Origin of the sequence: Peptoclostridium acidaminophilum DSM 3953 (genome assembly GCF_000597865.1) — a bacterium.
Lineage (GTDB): Bacteria > Bacillota > Clostridia > Peptostreptococcales > Peptostreptococcaceae > Peptoclostridium_A > Peptoclostridium_A acidaminophilum.
This window is the reverse complement of sequence record NZ_CP007452.1, coordinates 1,736,687-1,754,349: the sequence shown is the minus strand read 5'-3', so window position 1 is coordinate 1,754,349 and position 17,663 is coordinate 1,736,687. Positions and strand designations below refer to the sequence as shown.

14 protein-coding genes and 1 riboswitch are annotated in these 17,663 nt (G+C 45.4%); of the genes, 11 read left to right on the top strand and 3 right to left on the bottom strand.

Features of this window, described 5'->3' with window-relative positions; genetic code table 11:
- Nucleotide 1: 1 nt before the first annotated feature.
- The 11 genes from EAL2_RS08650 to EAL2_RS08600 all read left to right on the top strand — a co-directional run bounded on the left by EAL2_RS08650 (nucleotide 2) and on the right by EAL2_RS08600 (nucleotide 14,871).
- On the top strand, nucleotides 2-682 hold the full coding sequence (locus EAL2_RS08650; protein ID WP_025436003.1) for an amino acid ABC transporter permease: 681 nt from the start codon (nucleotides 2-4) through the stop codon (nucleotides 680-682).
- On the top strand, nucleotides 675-1,400 hold the full coding sequence (locus EAL2_RS08645) for an amino acid ABC transporter ATP-binding protein (protein ID WP_025436002.1): 726 nt from the start codon (nucleotides 675-677) through the stop codon (nucleotides 1,398-1,400). Before EAL2_RS08650 ends, EAL2_RS08645 begins: the two co-directional genes overlap by 8 nt.
- A gap of 289 nt (nucleotides 1,401-1,689) precedes the next feature.
- Nucleotides 1,690-3,153 (top strand): IMP dehydrogenase, encoded by a 1,464-nt coding sequence (guaB, locus tag EAL2_RS08640; RefSeq protein ID WP_025436001.1) that lies wholly within the window; start codon nucleotides 1,690-1,692, stop codon nucleotides 3,151-3,153.
- Nucleotides 3,154-3,155: 2 nt separating this feature from the next.
- Nucleotides 3,156-4,691 carry a glutamine-hydrolyzing GMP synthase gene (guaA, locus tag EAL2_RS08635; protein ID WP_025436000.1) on the top strand — a complete coding sequence of 512 codons (1,536 nt, stop codon included), beginning with the start codon at nucleotides 3,156-3,158 and terminating at the stop codon, nucleotides 4,689-4,691.
- Nucleotides 4,692-4,896: 205 nt separating this feature from the next.
- A riboswitch (purine riboswitch) is annotated at nucleotides 4,897-4,997 on the top strand.
- A 303-nt stretch (nucleotides 4,998-5,300) separates the two neighbouring features.
- Nucleotides 5,301-5,780: a 5-(carboxyamino)imidazole ribonucleotide mutase gene (gene purE, locus EAL2_RS08630; RefSeq protein ID WP_025435999.1), complete on the top strand. Its 480-nt coding sequence runs from the start codon at nucleotides 5,301-5,303 to the stop codon at nucleotides 5,778-5,780.
- 103 nt (nucleotides 5,781-5,883) lie between these two features.
- Nucleotides 5,884-6,588: a phosphoribosylaminoimidazolesuccinocarboxamide synthase gene (purC, locus tag EAL2_RS08625; protein WP_025435998.1), complete on the top strand. Its 705-nt coding sequence runs from the start codon at nucleotides 5,884-5,886 to the stop codon at nucleotides 6,586-6,588.
- 53 nt (nucleotides 6,589-6,641) lie between these two features.
- Nucleotides 6,642-7,679: a phosphoribosylformylglycinamidine cyclo-ligase gene (gene purM, locus EAL2_RS08620; protein ID WP_038601993.1), complete on the top strand. Its 1,038-nt coding sequence runs from the start codon at nucleotides 6,642-6,644 to the stop codon at nucleotides 7,677-7,679.
- Nucleotides 7,673-8,272, top strand: coding sequence for a phosphoribosylglycinamide formyltransferase (gene purN / locus EAL2_RS08615; RefSeq protein WP_025435996.1), 600 nt, complete (start codon nucleotides 7,673-7,675; stop codon nucleotides 8,270-8,272). Before purM ends, purN begins: the two co-directional genes overlap by 7 nt.
- Nucleotides 8,262-9,797: a bifunctional phosphoribosylaminoimidazolecarboxamide formyltransferase/IMP cyclohydrolase gene (gene purH, locus EAL2_RS08610; protein ID WP_025435995.1), complete on the top strand. Its 1,536-nt coding sequence runs from the start codon at nucleotides 8,262-8,264 to the stop codon at nucleotides 9,795-9,797. Before purN ends, purH begins: the two co-directional genes overlap by 11 nt.
- 12 nt (nucleotides 9,798-9,809) lie before the next feature.
- Nucleotides 9,810-11,072, top strand: a complete 1,263-nt coding sequence (gene purD, locus EAL2_RS08605; protein ID WP_025435994.1) for a phosphoribosylamine--glycine ligase — start codon at nucleotides 9,810-9,812, stop codon at nucleotides 11,070-11,072.
- Between the two features lie 43 nt (nucleotides 11,073-11,115).
- Nucleotides 11,116-14,871, top strand: coding sequence for a phosphoribosylformylglycinamidine synthase (locus EAL2_RS08600; protein WP_025435993.1), 3,756 nt, complete (start codon nucleotides 11,116-11,118; stop codon nucleotides 14,869-14,871).
- A 134-nt stretch (nucleotides 14,872-15,005) separates the two neighbouring features.
- Here the strand turns inward: EAL2_RS08600 and EAL2_RS08595 are convergent, their stop codons facing one another.
- From EAL2_RS08595 to EAL2_RS08585, 3 genes are read right to left on the bottom strand one after another with little or no spacing between them, the layout of a single operon-like run.
- The gene (locus EAL2_RS08595; protein WP_025435992.1) at nucleotides 15,006-15,806 is read right to left on the bottom strand and encodes a metal ABC transporter permease; all 801 of its coding nucleotides are present in this window, start codon (nucleotides 15,804-15,806) and stop codon (nucleotides 15,006-15,008) included.
- Nucleotides 15,799-16,566 carry a metal ABC transporter ATP-binding protein gene (locus EAL2_RS08590; RefSeq protein WP_025435991.1) on the bottom strand — a complete coding sequence of 256 codons (768 nt, stop codon included), beginning with the start codon at nucleotides 16,564-16,566 and terminating at the stop codon, nucleotides 15,799-15,801. The genes EAL2_RS08595 and EAL2_RS08590 overlap by 8 nt, the downstream gene beginning before the upstream one ends.
- Nucleotides 16,567-17,484 carry a metal ABC transporter solute-binding protein, Zn/Mn family gene (locus EAL2_RS08585; protein ID WP_025435990.1) on the bottom strand — a complete coding sequence of 306 codons (918 nt, stop codon included), beginning with the start codon at nucleotides 17,482-17,484 and terminating at the stop codon, nucleotides 16,567-16,569. It lies immediately after the preceding gene.
- Between the last annotated feature and the right edge of the window lie 179 nt (nucleotides 17,485-17,663).

The window sequence follows — 17,663 nt, the reverse complement described above, 5'->3', positions numbered from 1 at the left end:
GGTGGATTTTAGTTTTTTGAAAGACTATTACATGTTTTTTGTATCGGGAGCTAAGATAACTGTACTCCTCGCAGTATTTTCCGTGTTTTTTGGAGTGGCGCTGGGAGTGTTTTTTGCACTGCTCAAGCTTTCGAGCAACAAACTGTTAAGAGGAATAGCAGCAGCTTACATAGAATTTCTAAGAGGCACGCCTATGCTTGTTCAGCTGTATATAATATATTATGGGCTCCCTCTGATAGGAATAAACTTCCCTGACATTCCGGCTTTTGGAAGCAGCTTTCCGGACTTCATGGCCGGCGTAGTATGCCTTTCGCTTAACAGCGGCGCATATGTAGCCGAGATAATACGTGCAGGCATACAGGCTGTGGACAAGGGTCAGATGGAGGCGTCAAGGTCGCTTGGGTTTACTTATGCCATGACCATGAGGTATATAATAATACCGCAGGCGTTCAGGAATATACTTCCTGCTCTTGGAAATGAATTCATTGTAATAATAAAAGAGTCGGCAATAGTTTCGATAATAGGCATACATGACCTTATGTACAACGCAGACACTGTAAGGGGCAACATATTCCAGCCTTTCGAGCCGCTGATAGTAGCTGCGATAATGTACTTCATGATGACGTTCACGCTTTCCAAGGCGCTTGGAGTTGTTGAAAGGAGGCTGAAAACTAGTGATTAATGTAAAAGACTTGCACAAAAAATTCGGAAAACTGCATGTGCTCAAAGGCATTGATATCGAGATACAAAAGGGAGAGGTTGTAGTTGTAATAGGGCCTTCGGGCTCGGGCAAATCTACATTCCTAAGATGCCTCAACCTGCTCGAGATGCCAAGCGACGGCGAGATAATTTTCGAAGGGTTTTCTATAACCGACAAGAAAAACGACATAAACAAGCTAAGGCAAAAGATGGGGATGGTGTTCCAGCAGTTCAACCTGTTCCCTCACATGACAGTGCTTGAGAATATAACGCTCGCACCCATGAAGCTCAAGAATCTCAGCAGGCAGGATGCTGATGAGGTTGCGATGAAGCTGCTCAACAGGGTTGGGCTTGCAGACAAGGCATCAAGCTATCCGGCGCAGCTTTCAGGAGGTCAAAAGCAAAGAATAGCCATAGCAAGGGCTCTTGCCATGGCTCCTGATGTGATGCTCTTTGACGAGCCGACATCTGCGCTCGATCCTGAGATGGTGGGCGAGGTGCTTGATGTTATGAAGGAGCTTGCTGCCGAAGGAATGACAATGGTAGTTGTAACTCACGAAATGGGCTTTGCAAAAGAAGTCGGAGACAGGCTTCTTTTCATGGATGAGGGCAAGATACTAGAAGATGGCAAGCCAAGAGAAGTGTTTGCAAATCCGCAGCATCCAAGGACAAAGGACTTCCTTGGTAAAGTACTAGCATAAGTAAATACAGATTTTACGAACAGTCGCCATTGGCGGCTGTTTTTTTAAAAAACCCATTCGCGTGTTGACACAGGTTAGTTATTCTGATATTATTTTTTAAATAAAAACTGAATATTAAACGGATAATCACTCGTATAAATTCGGCAATAAGGCTGATTATGTCTGTCGTCATACAGTGAATAGCCGGATATGAATATAAGATAATTATTCTGCTTTCGGGTTTGTTATCCGGTTTTTTTGTTATAATGCTATAAAGGATATATTTATAAATTCAAATCGGAGGTAAAAAATGGAGAAGATTTTAAAGGAAGCCTTAACATTTGATGACGTTCTATTGATTCCACAAAAGTCTACGGTTTTGCCAAAGGAAGTCGACATTTCAACGCATATTACAAAGAAAATAAAGCTGAATGTGCCGATAATGAGTGCGGGCATGGATACTGTTACAGAGTCTAAAATGGCAATAGCTATAGCAAGAGAAGGCGGAATAGGCATAATACACAAGAACATGAGCATCGAGGAGCAATGCCTTGAAGTAGACAAGGTAAAAAGAAGTGAGAATGGCGTTATAATAGATCCGTTTTACCTAAGCAAGGAACACACAATAGCCGATGCGGACGAGCTCATGGGAAGATATAGGATATCAGGTGTTCCTATAGTAGATGAAAACAAGCGCCTGATAGGTATAATAACAAACAGAGACATAAGATTCGAGGAAGATTTTTCAAAGAAGATAGACGAAGTGATGACAAAGGAAAACCTCATAGTGGGCAAGGAAGGCACAACTATGGAGGAAGCGCAGAGCATACTAAGAAGAAGCAAGATAGAGAAGCTGCCTATAGTAGATGAAAACTACACGCTTAAGGGGCTTATAACAATAAAAGACATCGAAAAGAAAATCAAGTTCCCAAAATCCGCGGTAGATGAAAGAGGAAGACTTGTATGTGGAGCTGCTGTAGGCATCACTGGCGACATGCTCGAGAGGGTTGAAATGCTTGTCAAAGCAAACGTGGATATACTAGTGTTAGACAGCGCTCACGGACACTCACAGGGCGTTATAGACAGCGTGAAAGCCATAAAAGCCAAATTCCCTCAGGTTCAGGTTATCGCGGGCAATGTGGCTACTGCTCAGGCAACAGAGGATCTGATAGCTGCAGGAGCGGACTGTATAAAGATAGGCATAGGACCGGGTTCCATTTGTACTACCAGGGTTGTTGCTGGTGTTGGAGTTCCACAGGTGACGGCTATAATGGATTGCAGCGAGGTTGCCAAGAAGCACGGAGTACCTGTGATTGCGGACGGCGGAATAAAGTATTCAGGAGACGTTGTAAAGGCTCTTGCTGCAGGAGCCGACATGGTCATGATGGGCTCTATGTTTGCCGGAACAGAGGAAAGCCCGGGAGAGACTATACTCTTCAAGGGAAGAGCTTTCAAGGCTTACAGAGGCATGGGATCTGTAGAGGCTATGAAGCAGGGCTCTAAGGACAGATACTTCCAGGAAGACACCAAAAAGCTAGTGCCTGAAGGTGTCGAGGGAATGGTGCCTTCGAAAGGCTCGGTGGCCGACATGGTATTCCAGCTTGTTGGAGGCTTAAGATCAGGAATGGGATACTGCGGTGCAAGAACAATAGAAGATCTACAGCAGAAGTCTCAGTTTGTAAGAATTACAGGAGCCGGCCTTAAAGAGAGCCACGCTCACGATATAACGATAACTAATGAAGCGCCAAACTATAGCGTACAAGGAGAGGTATAATAATGAACAGAGAGCTTGTTTTAGTAGTTGACTTCGGAGGGCAGTACAACCAGCTTATCGCCAGAAGGGTAAGAGAGGCCAATGTTTACTGCGAGATAATACCTTTTAACTATCCACTCGAGAAAATCAAAGAAAAAAATCCTAGCGGAATAATATTCACTGGCGGACCTTCAAGCGTATATGGTGAAAATGCGCCTATGGTAAACAAGGAGCTTTTCACACTTGGAATTCCTGTGCTTGGAATATGCTATGGAGCCCAGCTTATGGCGCACACTCTTGAAGGCAATGTTACAAGGGCTGACAAGAGAGAATACGGAAAGACTAAGATAAAGTATGAAGATTCAAAACTCTTCAAGGGAATGAAATCAGACAGCGTTTGCTGGATGTCGCATACAGACTATATAGAAAAGGCTCCTGCAGGATTCACCTGCTCTGCATCGACAGCAGACTGCCCGGTAGCTGCCATGGAAAACGTGGAGCAAAAGCTTTATGCTGTGCAGTTCCACCCGGAGGTTGAACACACTGAGGAAGGTTTCAAAATAATAAGAAACTTCCTTTACGAAGTGTGCGGACTTAAAGGCACTTGGACTATGGGTTCGTTCGTAGATGAGAAGGTTAAGGAGATAAAAGCTGCGGTTGGTGACAAGAAGGTGCTTTGCGCACTAAGCGGCGGAGTCGACTCTTCTGTTGCAGCAGTTCTTGTGCACAAGGCTATAGGCGACAACCTTACATGCATATTCGTTGACCACGGCCTTCTTAGAAAGGACGAGGGAGACCAGGTTGAGAGCATATTCAAAGAGCACTTCCATATGCACCTTATAAGAGTCAACGCCCAGGAGAGATTCCTTTCCAAGCTTGCAGGAGTTGCAGAGCCTGAAGCAAAGAGAAAGATAATAGGCGAAGAGTTCATAAGAGTATTTGAAGAGGAGTCTCACAAGCTTGGCAAAATGGACTTCCTTGTTCAGGGAACAATATATCCTGACGTAATAGAAAGCGGCTCGGGAGAAAGCGGAGCTTCAGTTATAAAATCACACCACAACGTGGGAGGACTTCCTGAAGATGTGGATTTTGAAATAGTAGAGCCTCTTAGAGAGCTTTTCAAGGACGAGGTTAGGTTGCTGGGCCTTGAGCTTGGAATAGCTGAAGACCTAGTGTTCAGACATCCATTCCCGGGACCTGGTCTTGGAATCAGGGTAATAGGAGAGGTTACAAAGGAAAAATGCGACATACTAAGAGAAGCTGACGCTATATATATGGAAGAGCTTAAGAAGGCAGGGCTTTACAGAGAAATATGGCAGGCTTTCGCAGTGCTTCCTGATGTAATGACTGTAGGTGTAATGGGAGACGAGAGGACATATTCGCATCTTGTGGGACTAAGAGCGGTAGCAAGCAGCGATGGAATGACTGTTGACTGGTACAAGATGCCATATGAGGTACTTGAAAGAATATCTACAAGAATAGTAAATGAAGTGGAGCATGTCAACAGAGTGGTTTACGACATAACTTCAAAGCCTCCTGGAACAATAGAGTGGGAGTAAAGAACAAATTATAAAAAGACGGCCGCCGGCGATAAACCGGCGGTTTTTTTACGCGCAGAGAAATATGCGAAATATAAAAGAATGTTTGGAGGGCAATATTCGTGTCAATGGCGAATGTGCAGCCTTTGCAAACATATAAAAATACACTTTATTATTGACATTGTTATTTGTATTGATTTACAATATATTTGTAAACGAAAAATGAATACAGCAAATTATATTTGCTCATATATTCCCGGTAATATGGTCCGGGAGTCTCTACAGGAAATCCGTAAAATTCCTACTATGAGCGGAACTTCTATATGCTTTTAACGGAGTTTTGCTTATATCGGGCGAAGCTCTTTTTTTACAGGCCATAGATGAATCGATATTCCAGCTTTTAATTTCAAGAATATGTAGTATGTATTTTGTCCTTTAAAAGTGAATAAATGCCCCAGTTAACCAACGGGGCTTTTTATATACAATTATTGCAGCAGACACACGTATTATCCGGATTGAAAATAACTTAAGGTTCGGGTGATTATAGGTTTGATATCATCAAATAGGGATATATTCAAAGTAAGCAGGTACATGAGATAAAGATACGAGTATATTAACGGAGGTGCTTTTATGAAGGTTACTGTTATTATGGGTTCAAAGTCGGACTATCCGAAGCTTGAGGATGCTATAAAGCTATTAGAAGGCATGGGAGTAAGCACGAGCGTCAGGGTGCTTTCGGCACACAGAACGCCAAAGGAGCTTTTTGAGCATATAGAAAAGATAGATTCACAAGGTTATGATGTTATAATAGCAGCGGCCGGCAAGGCTGCCCATCTTCCTGGGGTTATAGCGGCACACACCCTCATTCCTGTAATAGGACTTCCTATAAAATCGTCAACAATGGACGGACTCGATTCACTTCTTTCGATAGTTCAAATGCCCCAGGGCATACCTGTTGCAACTGTTGCAATAGACGGCGGACTCAATTCCGCCATACTGGCGCTTCAAATAATGTCTCTTAAATATCCTGAACTCAAGACAAAACTAAAGGAACATAGACAGCAAATGGCAGAAAAGGTGCTTGAGGACGACAAGGCCATTGGCAAGTAGAAATGAAAACGGCGTCATGGCTGGATTAGTTGTTAAATCCGGCTTTTTGGCTTTGCTATAAACAAACATAAATAAAAATTACAAATACAATGGAGGTACTTTCATGAATAAAGAAATGCTTTATGAGGGAAAGGCAAAGAAAGTATATAAAACTGATGCGGCTGGAGAGTATGTAGTATACTTCAAGGATGATGCTACGGCATTCAACGGTGTTAAAAAGGATACGCTTGCTGAAAAGGGCATACTAAACAACAGCATATCTTCAATACTATTCGAACTGCTTGCCAAGGAAGGCGTTGAAAGCCACTTCATAAAGAAGCTTTCTGAAAGAGAGATGCTTGTAAAGGCAGTTGAAATAGTGCAGCTTGAAGTAATAGTCAGAAACATATCGGCAGGCTCAATGAGCAAAAGGCTGGGCATTGAAGAAGGCATAGTATTCCAGGAGCCTATATTCGAGCTGTGCTACAAAAACGATGCGCTCGGCGACCCTCTTATAAACGATGACCACGCAGTGGCAATAGGTCTGGCTACAAGAGAAGAGATAGCTCAAATAAGAGAGCAGACAATGAAGATAAACACACTTCTCAAGGAGTTTTTCAAGAAGGCGGGTCTCAAACTTGTCGATTTCAAGCTTGAATTCGGAAGATATGACGGCAAAGTAATACTGGCAGACGAGATTTCGCCTGACACATGCAGACTTTGGGATATAGAGACAAATGAGAAGATGGACAAGGACAGATTCAGAAGAGACCTGGGCAATGTAATGGAAGGCTATAAAAAGGTTCTTCAAAGACTCGAAGAAAAATAGAGTGCATTAAATTAAATAGAATTATGCAGAATATATAATCCTGGAGGAGAAAAATGAGCGAAAAGATAAGCTACAGCCAATCGGGAGTAAACATAGATGAAGGCAACAAGACTGTTGAACTTATTAAGGAAAAGGTAAGGTCGACATATAACTCAAACGTGCTGGGAGACCTCGGGAGCTTCAGCGGGCTTTACAGCCTCAAAAGCTTCATGGGCATGAAGGAGCCTGTACTTCTTTCGTCTACTGACGGCGTGGGAACAAAGCTTAAAATAGCACAGCTTATGGACAAGCATGACACGGTTGGAATAGACCTTGTTGCCATGTGCGTGAACGACCTAATATGCCAGGGAGCAATGCCTCTGTTTTTCCTTGACTATATAGCAGTTGGAAAGCTTGACTCGCAGAAAGCCAGGGACATAGTGTTTGGAATAGCAGAAGGCTGTAAGCAGGCCGAATGCGCACTTGTAGGCGGAGAAACAGCGGAGATGCCGGGCATGTACAGCGAAGACGAATACGACCTTGCAGGCTTTTCGGTAGGAATATGCGACAAGGAAAAGCTCATAACAGGTGAAAATGTAAAAGAGGGCGATGCCATAATAGGTATAGCATCAAGCGGAGTGCACAGCAACGGTTATTCGCTTGTTCGAAAGCTCTTCCTTGACAAGCTCGGATGGAGCCTTGAAAGGCCAATGGAAGGCTATGACTGCACACTTGGAGACATGCTGCTCAGGCCTACAAAGATATATGTAAAGCTTGTAAGAGAGCTTATGGCTGATTGCGAGCTAAAGGCAATAGCTCACATAACAGGCGGCGGGCTAATCGAGAACGTTCCAAGAGTATTGCCAAAAGGTATGTCGGCCAGCATTAAAAAGGATTCATGGGAGGCAGCCGACATATTCAGCGTCATAAAAGAGCTTGACATGGTAGAGGAAAGAGAGCTCTACAGAAGCTTCAACATGGGCATAGGGCTTGTCATGGTTGTAGATAAGGAAATAGCGAACAAGGTTATAGAGAAAGCAATGGCATGCGGCGAAAAGGCGTTTAAAATCGGAGAGATAGCAAAAGGCGACGAGGGCGTTGTGCTATGGTAAATATTGCTGTATTGGTTTCAGGCTCTGGCACAAATCTGCAGGCGGTAATAGACGCCTGCAAGAACGGAGCCATCGGGAGCGGAACCGTTAAGCTTGTAATTTCAAACAACAAGGACGCATACGGCCTTGAGAGAGCCAGGAATGAAGGTATAAAGGCCGTATTTGAAAATAACGAAGCAAAAGTACTTGAGCTTCTTGAAAGCGAAGGGATAGACCTCATAGTGCTTGCGGGCTACCTCAAGATACTCAGCCCTGAGTTCATAGGAAGGTACGAAAACAGGATAATCAACGTTCACCCTTCGCTAATTCCCTCGTTTTGCGGCAAGGGCTACTACGGCCTTATAGTCCACGAGAAGGCCATAGAGTACGGAGTGAAAATAAGCGGGGCAACAGTCCACTTTGTAAACGAAGAGGCTGACGCGGGTCCTATAATAAGGCAAGGGGCTGTGCCGGTGCTTGACAGCGACGATGCTGTCTCGCTCCAAAAGCGTGTTCTCGAAATAGAGCACAAGCTTCTTGTGGAAGCTATAGATCTTTACTGCAGCAAAAGACTCAGGATAGACGGAAGGAGAGTATATACAGATGGCAAATAAAAGAGCGCTTATTAGCGTAACTGACAAGAGTGGCATAGTTGAGTTTGGAAAAAGCCTTGTAGAGCTTGGATTCGATATAATTTCCACTGGAAATACACACAGGATACTCAGAGAAGCCGGAGTAGACGCAATTACAATAGATGAGCTTACAGGCTTTCCGGAAATACTAGACGGCAGGGTTAAGACGCTAAACCCGTTAGTGCACGGAGGAATACTCTACAGAAGAGATGTGCAGGAGCATGTTGATACTGTGGAAAAGCTGAGCATCAAATCAATAGATATGGTTGTAGTAAACCTGTACAACTTCGAAGGCTGCCTCAGATCCGGAGCGCCAATGGAAGAGATGATAGAGAATATAGACATAGGCGGCCCGAGCATGATAAGGTCAGCAGCCAAGAACTACAAAGACGTAATAGTTGTAACAGATCCTTCGGACTATGATGGAATAGTAGAAAAGCTAAAAGGCGGCGGACTAAGCCAGGAAGACAGGCTGATGCTTTCATACAAGGCATACTCTCTTACAGGCCATTATGACTCGATAATTTCAAACTACTTCATGGATGTTGTTGGAGACAGGTATCCAAGATACTTCAACATGTCATTCGAGAAGGAAGACGAGCTAAGATATGGAGAAAACCCACACCAGGCTGCGGGGCTGTACAAGGAAAGCTACATACAAAACACAAAGCTGGATTTCGAGCAGCTCCACGGAAAACAGCTTTCGTTCAACAATATAAACGACCTCAATGCGGCGCTTGAGATACTTGCTGAATTCGAAGGGGAGGAAGGGGTTGCATCTGTTGCCATAAAGCATGCAAATCCATGCTCGGCAGCAGTTGGAGCTGACGCTTTCGAATCATTTAAAAAGACATACGAAGCCGACAAGGTTTCGATATTCGGTGGAATAGTAGGGATAAACTCTGTTGTGGACGGCAATACGGCGCAGGTATTAAGCGAGATATTCCTTGAAATAATAGCTGCGTACGATTTCACTCCAGAGGCACTTGAGATACTAACCAAGAAGAAGAACCTGAGAATACTGAAGCTAAAGAGCCTTACGCCAAAGACAAGAGGCTACGACATGAAGTATCTTGACGGCAAGCTGCTTGTGCAGGACAAGGACCAGGTACTTTTGGAAAAGATACAGACGGTAACAAAGGCAGAGCCTTCAAAGGCGCAAATGGATGACATGATGTTTGGAATGAAGATTGTAAAGCACATGAAATCAAACGCAATAGCAATAGTAAAGGACAAGACTACTCTTGCGCTTGGACCTGGACAGACATCAAGGATATGGGCGCTTGAGAACGCAGTGGCAAACAACGAGGGCAAGAGTCTTGAAGGCAGCGTGCTGGCTTCAGACGCATTCTTCCCATTTGACGACTGCGTAAAATTTGCAGCTAAGAGCGGTGTTAAGGCAATGGTCCAGCCGGGTGGCTCGGTAAATGACGAGGATTCCATAAAGGCGTGCGACGAGCTTGGAATAGCTATGGTATTTACAGGAATAAGACACTTCAAGCATTAAGGGGGATAAGTTATGAAAGTCTTGGTAATCGGTAACGGCGGAAGAGAGCATGCAATAGTATGGACATTGTCTAAGAGCCAGAGAGTAGACAAGATATACTGCGCTCCGGGGAATGCCGGAACGGCAGCTATAGCAGAGAATGTGGACATAAGCGCTGACAACATCGACGCACTTTTGGATTTTGCAAAGAAAAACGACATAGGTCTGACTGTAGTGGGACCTGAGGTGCCGCTTGTGCTTGGCATAGTCGATCTTTTCGAAAGCGAGGGTCAGAGGATATTCGGGCCAAACAGGCAGTGTGCAATGCTCGAAGGCAGCAAGGCGTTTTCCAAGGATTTCATGATAAGAAACAACATCCCGACTGCAATGTATGCGGAATATACCGACTTTAAGGAAGCTGTTTCAAATATAGACAAATTGGGATTCCCTATAGTTATAAAGGCTGACGGACTTGCTGCAGGCAAGGGCGTGCTCATAGAATATGAGCTGGAAGATGCCATAAAAAACCTTGAAGACATAATGGTCAACAAGGTTTTCGGGGAATCTGGAAGCAAGGTTGTATTTGAGGAGTTCATGACGGGCATAGAGGCTTCGATGCTGTGCTTTGTGGACGGCAATACTATAGTTCCAATGGAGAGCGCCCAGGATTACAAGAGGATATTCGACGAGGATATGGGGCCCAACACCGGCGGCATGGGAACATACTCTCCAAGCCTTATATTCAACAGCGAGCTTGAAGGCAGAATCGAAAAGGAGATTCTAGACCCTATTATGGCGGGCTTCAAAAAAGAGGGCCTCAAATTCAAGGGCGTGCTTTTCATAGGCCTTATGATAACATCAGAAGGACCAAAGGTGCTCGAGTTCAATGTAAGATTCGGCGATCCTGAGACTCAGTCTGTGCTTCCAAGGCTAAAGACTGACCTTGTGGACATATTCGAAAGCGTGATAGATGAAAAGCTCGCAGACCAGGAGATCCTGTGGAGCGACGAGAGGACAATATGCGTTGTAATGGCATCAGGCGGCTACCCTGGAGACTACGAAAAGGGCAGGAAGATAGACGGCCTTGAAAGCGTCGACCCTGATGTTGTGGTATTCCACGCCGGAACAAAGCTGTTTGGCGGCGATGTAGTGACAGACGGCGGAAGGGTCCTTGGAGTAATGGCAAAGGGCGCTACTATGGAAGAGGCGTCAGGCAAGGCTTATGCCAATGTAGCCAAGATAAGCTTCGAAGGAGCACAGTACAGGAAAGACATAGGAAAGCTTATTCAAAGATAGCAGTTATCTTGGTAAAATACTTATTACAAAGGAGTATTGAAAAATGAGCGAAAGAGTTAGAAGGATATTTGTCGAGAAAAAAGCCGGGTTTGATGTTCAGGCTCAGGCGCTTCTTTCGGATATAAAGGAAAGCCTTGGAATAGGGAGCATAGAGGGGATAAGGCTGCTTAACAGATATGACATATCGGGCATATCTGACGAGGTGTATGAGGGTTCAAAATACACAATTTTTGCCGAGCCACCTGTAGACTATGTATACGATGAGGTTGCAGCTGTTTCAGAAGGAGACAGGGTCTTTGCAGTTGAATACCTTCCTGGACAATATGATCAGAGAGCCGATTCTGCGGCGCAGTGCATACAGATACTTTCGAAGGACTCAAATCCTCAGGTCAGGGCTGCGAAGGTGTACGCGCTGAGCGGCGACATAAGCGAAACTGATTTTGCAAAAATAAAGGCATACTGCATAAATCCAATAGACTCAAGAGAGGCGGAGCTTGGAAAGCCGCTGTCGCTTGAAATGAAATACGAGGTGCCTGCCGACGTGAAGGTGCTCGACGGCTTCAACGCTCTTGACGAGCAGGGCCTAAGGGGCTTCATGGAAGAATACGGGCTGGCCATGAATTTCGAAGATCTTGAGTTCTGCCAGGGATATTTCAGGGACACTGAAAAAAGAGAGCCGTCTATAACTGAAATAAGGGTAATAGACACATACTGGTCGGACCACTGCAGACACACAACATTCGATACGCAGATTGAAAATGTACAGATAGACGATGGAAAATATACAGAGCCAGTAAAGGCTGCATACGAGAGCCTTAAGGAGTCAATGGCCGATGTGTCTCCTGAAAAGTCGGCAATATGCCTTATGGATATAGCCACGCTGGGCATGAAAGAGATGAGAAAAAACGGCATGCTTGACGATCTTGAGGTTTCTAAGGAGATCAACGCATGCAGCATAGAGGTAGAGGCCGATGTAGACGGAAAGCCGGAGAAATGGCTTGTGATGTTCAAAAACGAGACCCACAACCACCCTACTGAAATAGAACCTTTCGGCGGAGCGGCCACATGTCTTGGCGGAGCCATAAGAGACCCGCTTTCAGGAAGATCTTATGTGTACCAGGCAATGAGGGTTACGGGAAGTGCGGATCCAAGGACTCCTATAGAAAAGACTCTTCCGGGCAAGCTTGCTCAAAGGAAAATAACTACAGAGGCTGCCAGAGGCTACAGCTCTTACGGAAACCAGATAGGTCTTGCAACCGGCATGGTCTCAGAGCTGTATGACGAAGATTTCGTGGCAAAGAGGATGGAGGTAGGAGCAGTTATAGCTGCAGCGCCTAAGGACAATGTGCTCAGAGGCAATCCTGAGCCTTCAGACATAGTAATACTTGTCGGCGGAAGAACTGGAAGGGACGGCTGCGGAGGAGCAACAGGCTCGTCCAAGGAGCATACAGAGGAGTCGCTTACAAGCTGCGGCGCTGAGGTTCAAAAGGGGAATGCACCTACAGAGAGAAAGATACAAAGACTCTTCAGGAACCCACAGGTTGCAAAGATGATAAAAAGATGCAACGACTTTGGCGCAGGCGGAGTATCGGTTGCAATAGGCGAATTGACTGACGGACTTGACATAGACCTTGACATGGTTCCAAAGAAATACGAGGGACTAGACGGCACTGAGCTTGCAATATCAGAGTCTCAGGAGAGAATGGCTGTCGTGGTTTCGAAAGACGATGCCGAGAAATTCATAAGCATGTCTGCCGAGGAGAACCTGGAGGCTACAATAGTGGCCACAGTAACTGGAGACAGAAGGCTGAGAATGAACTGGAGAGGCAAAAGCATAGTCGATCTTTCAAGGGATTTCCTCGACACTAACGGTATAAGACAAAAGACTAGCGTGCAGGTTACGGCTCCACAGGAAGAGAGCTATTTTGCAGCTGTGGAAAAAGAAATTTCTGCTGTTGACATAGAAAAGAAATGGAAAAGCATGATGTCTGATCTTAACATCTGCTCTCAAAAGGGAATGGGCGAGATGTTTGACGGCACAATAGGCGTTGGAAGCGTTCTTATGCCTTATGGAGGAAAATATCAGGATACGCCTGCACAGGTTATGGTTGCCAAGCTGCCTGTACTCGGAGCCGAGACAAGCACTGCAACTGCAATGAGCTTTGGCTACAATCCCAAGATAGGAAAATGGAGTCCTTTCCACGGAGCTATGTACGCTGTTGTGGAGTCGGTTGCCAAGCTTGTGGCAGCAGGAGTTGACCACAAAAGGGTAAGGCTTTCGCTCCAGGAATATTTTGAAAAGCTAAGAAAAGAGCCTCAAAGATGGGGCAAACCTTTCAGTGCATTGCTTGGCGCATACATGGCTCAAAAGGGCTTTGGAGCTCCGGCTATAGGCGGAAAAGACAGTATGTCGGGAAGCTTCAACGAGCTTGACGTGCCTCCGACTCTAATATCCTTCGCAGTGGGCGTTATGAATTCAGGAAGCACAGTGTCATCTGAATTCAAAAAGGCGGGAAGCCAGGTTGTAATATACAAGGCTCCTGTAAAGGAAGATTTGACATTTGACTTTGAAGCCCTTACAAAAGGCTATGAAAGCATACATGCTCTGATTGAAAGCGGCAAGGTGCTCTCGTCATACGCAATAGGCCTTGGCGGAGCGGCAGAAGCCGTGACAAAGATGGGCTTTGGAAACAGGATAGGAATAGAGCTTGAGAAGCTTGACAATGCGGAGCTGTTCGCGCCGGGATACGGCTCGATAATCCTCGAGCTTGAAGCAGGCGCTGGAATGGGCGAGCTTGCAGGCTGCAAGACTATAGGAAAGACAACGGCAGAGGCTGCCATAAAGGTGGCTGGAGTGTCACTCGACATGGGAAACCTCTACAAGCTTTGGGAAGCGCCGCTTGAGGAGATATTCCCAACACGCGCTGGCAATATTGAAGGAACTCCTGTGCAGTCGGTATTCAAGGCAGAGTCTTCAATAAAGTCGCCTGTCAAGATAGCAAAGCCAAGAGTTTTCATACCTGCATTCCCTGGAACAAACTGTGAGTACGACTCAGCAAGGGCATTTAATAAGGCGGGAGCCCAGGCGGAGATAATGGTGCTTAAAAACCTTACTCCAGCCCAGATAGAAGCTTCAATAGAAGAAATGGTAAACCACATTAAGAATTCTCAGATAGTAATGATACCTGGAGGCTTCAGCGCCGGAGACGAGCCTGAAGGTTCTGGTAAATTCATAGCTACTGTATTCAAGAATCCTTACGTGAAGGAAGCTGTTATGGAGCTGCTTACGCAAAGAGACGGTCTTGTGCTTGGAATATGCAACGGCTTCCAGGCGCTTATAAAGCTTGGCCTTCTTCCTTACGGCGAGATAAGGGACGTTGATGCAAGCGCTCCTACGCTGACATACAACAAGATAGGCAGACACGTTTCAAAACTTATAATGACAAAGGTTGTGTCAAACAAGTCTCCGTGGCTTGCAAATATAGAGCCGGGAAGCATGCACACAATACCTGTTTCGCACGGAGAGGGAAGATTCTTTGCAAACGAAGAGACTGTTAAGAGCCTGTTTGAAAACGGACAGGTGGCAACGCAGTATGTTGACTTCGACGGAAATCCAACGTACGACATAGCATTCAACCCTAACGGCTCTGTTCACTCTATAGAGGGAATAACAAGCCCTGACGGTAGAGTCTTTGGAAAAATGGCTCACTCTGAGAGGGTTGGAAAAGATATATGCAAGAACATCCCTGGAAACAAGGAGCAGGATATATTCAAATCAGGAGTTTCATACTTCCTGTAAGAAACTAAAGGGTTAAATTTAGAAGTCACGGATAAAACAGGAGTTTACGTTAAAAAGGAGTGTCGCCAGCTACGTCAGTAGCTTTGCGATACTCCTTTTTTCATATGATTTCAATGATACAGTTCACATAAGTTCTAACGTTCATGCCTGGCACCTACACTGATAAAGTAAACCCCGCTCGATACGAGTATTATCGTTGCGCCCGAAGGGATGTTGAACACATACGATATGAGAAGGCCCAGCATGCAGTTTGCAGAACCTATGATTATTGAAAGCTTCATTATGCCAAGCAGGTTCCGGCTAAAGAGCGAAGCTGTTGCTGGCGGGATTGTAAGCAGAGCTATTACAAGCACTATCCCGACGACCTTTATCAGTATGACTACAGACATACCGACTAGTACTGAGAGAAAGTATTCCAGGAAGCGTGTGTCTATGCCAAGTACGCTTGAAAATTCCTCATCGAAGAGATAGGCCTTCCAGTGGTTGAAAAAAGCGGCAACAGAAAGCAATATGAATACGTCCATGCCCAGCGCAAGTAGTATGTTGGAGCGCGAAATCGTGAGTATATCGCCGAAAAGGTATGATGTCATGTCGGGAGGGTAGCCGGGCGTTATGGCTATAAACAGTATTCCTATGGCCATGCCTACAGACCAAAACATCCCTATGAGTGCGTCCGAGTCGGAGGTGGTGTTTCTTTTTATGCCCGATATGCAAAGCGCCGAGGCAATCGCAAACAGCAGTCCTGTTATTATGGGCTCCACCCCCAGAAAATACCCGAGCCCTATGCCTCCGAAGGACGCGTGAGCTATGCCGCCGCTGAGCATCACAAGGCGTTTTTCTATTATTATGGTTCCTATTATCCCGCAGACTATGCTCGCGAGCAACGCGCCGATTATGGCGTTCTGTATGAAATTATACTGGAGAGCGCTAGTCATTTTTATCCTCCTCGTAGTCTATGTGGGGATTGAGAACCCTGTGGGGCACTCCGTGAGCGATAAGGTCAATATGGCATCCGTAAACTCTCTCAAGACTGTCGGTCAGAGGGGTCTGCTCGTCGCCGTGATAGAAGAGCTTCCTGTTGAGGCACGCTATAGTATCGACATAGGATGATACGGCTCCTATGTCATGGCTTACTATGATTATGGTCCTGCTCTTGCTAAGTTCCTTTAAAAGCGCATATATGTCGGTCCTGGAGGTCGAGTCTATGCTGGCCGTGGGCTCGTCAAGAAGAAGTATGTCAGGGTTTGCGGACAGGGCGCGTGCCAGCAGCACCTTCTGAAGCTGGCCGCCGGAGAGCTTTCCGATTTGCCTTTTTTCAAGCTCGCCTATGCCCATGAGAGCTAAATTTTTTCTGGCATTTGAAATATCCTCACTGCTGAACCGGTGGAAAGGAGAAAGTTTTCCAGGAAGGGTGCCGGTGAGCGTTACATCAAGCACGCTTATTGGGAATGTCCTGCTAAAACTTGAAAACTGAGGTACGTATCCTACAGGCATAGAGCTGTTTATGGTAATCTGGCCTCCAGAGGGTTTTATAAGGCCGCATATTATTTTCAAAAGAGTACTCTTGCCGCCTCCGTTGGGGCCTATTATGCCCAGGAATTCTCCGCGCCTTACATTCAGATTTACAGAATCGAGTGCACAGACTCCCGAATAAGACATGCTTATATTTTTGAGCTCTATTATGTAATCATCCATCTACTCAAGGACCTCCTTGAAAGTTGCGGCTATCTTTTCCATGTTCTTTATGTAGTCGGCAGAAAGCGGAGTTATTTCTACGACCTTGCCACCTATCTCATCAGCGAGTGTTCTCGACTGGGCGCTAGCTATTTCAGCTTGATGGAATATTACTTTTATGCCGCGCTCCTTTGCCAGGTCTACTATGTACTGCAGCTGCCTTGCTGTCGCGTCCTTGCCCTCGCTCTCTACGGCTATCATTGTAAGGCCGTAGTCGTTTGCAAAATATCCCAAAGAAGGGTGGTAGATTATGAACTCCTTTTGCTTGGCGATAGAAAGCTCGCTTTTAATTGACGCGTCAAGCTGAATAAGCTTTTTTTTGTATGATTTTGCATTGCTTGAGTATAAATCACTGTTTTCAGGGTAGAGCATTGAAAGCTCGCTCGCCATGACATCTAGCATTACTATGACCCTTTTGGGAGACATCCATATGTGGGGATCACGGCTGAGAGCCTCACCCTCTTCATGGATTTCCTCTCCATCCTCATGCGCATGTCCGGATATTTTGAGCTCAGGGTATATCTTCTTGACCTCATCATCAAGCCTTACTACTTTTGCGTCCGGGTTAAGCTCCCTTGCCTTTGGAAGTATGTTGGCCTCCTCTGCAGGCACTCCCATCGCAAAATAGATGGATGCGCTGCTGAAAAGCTGCATCTGCTTTGGCGAAGGCTGGTATGTCTCGGGGCTGCTGCCTGGAGGTATTATTGTAACTATGGCCACGCTGTCTCCAGCTATGGCTCTTATAAACTCCTCCTGGGGAGGGATTGAAACTGCAATGACAGGCTTTTGGGATTTCACGCTTTCATCCTGACCGCATGCTGAGAATATGGCGGCCGCAAAAGCCAATAGAAGTATAAGTAATTTTTTCCCTGATAACATGGAATCACCTCGATTTTTTTAGTTTGACTGCAATTGTGAATACCAACATATTAACACAGATAGGCTTTATTACACATGCATTATAATACCCGATTGAAGCCATGCTTAAATAGAGAGTTCTTAAAAATCGGAAATTATGGTAGATTATTAGATAATATGATTAAGAATTCCAAGATGAA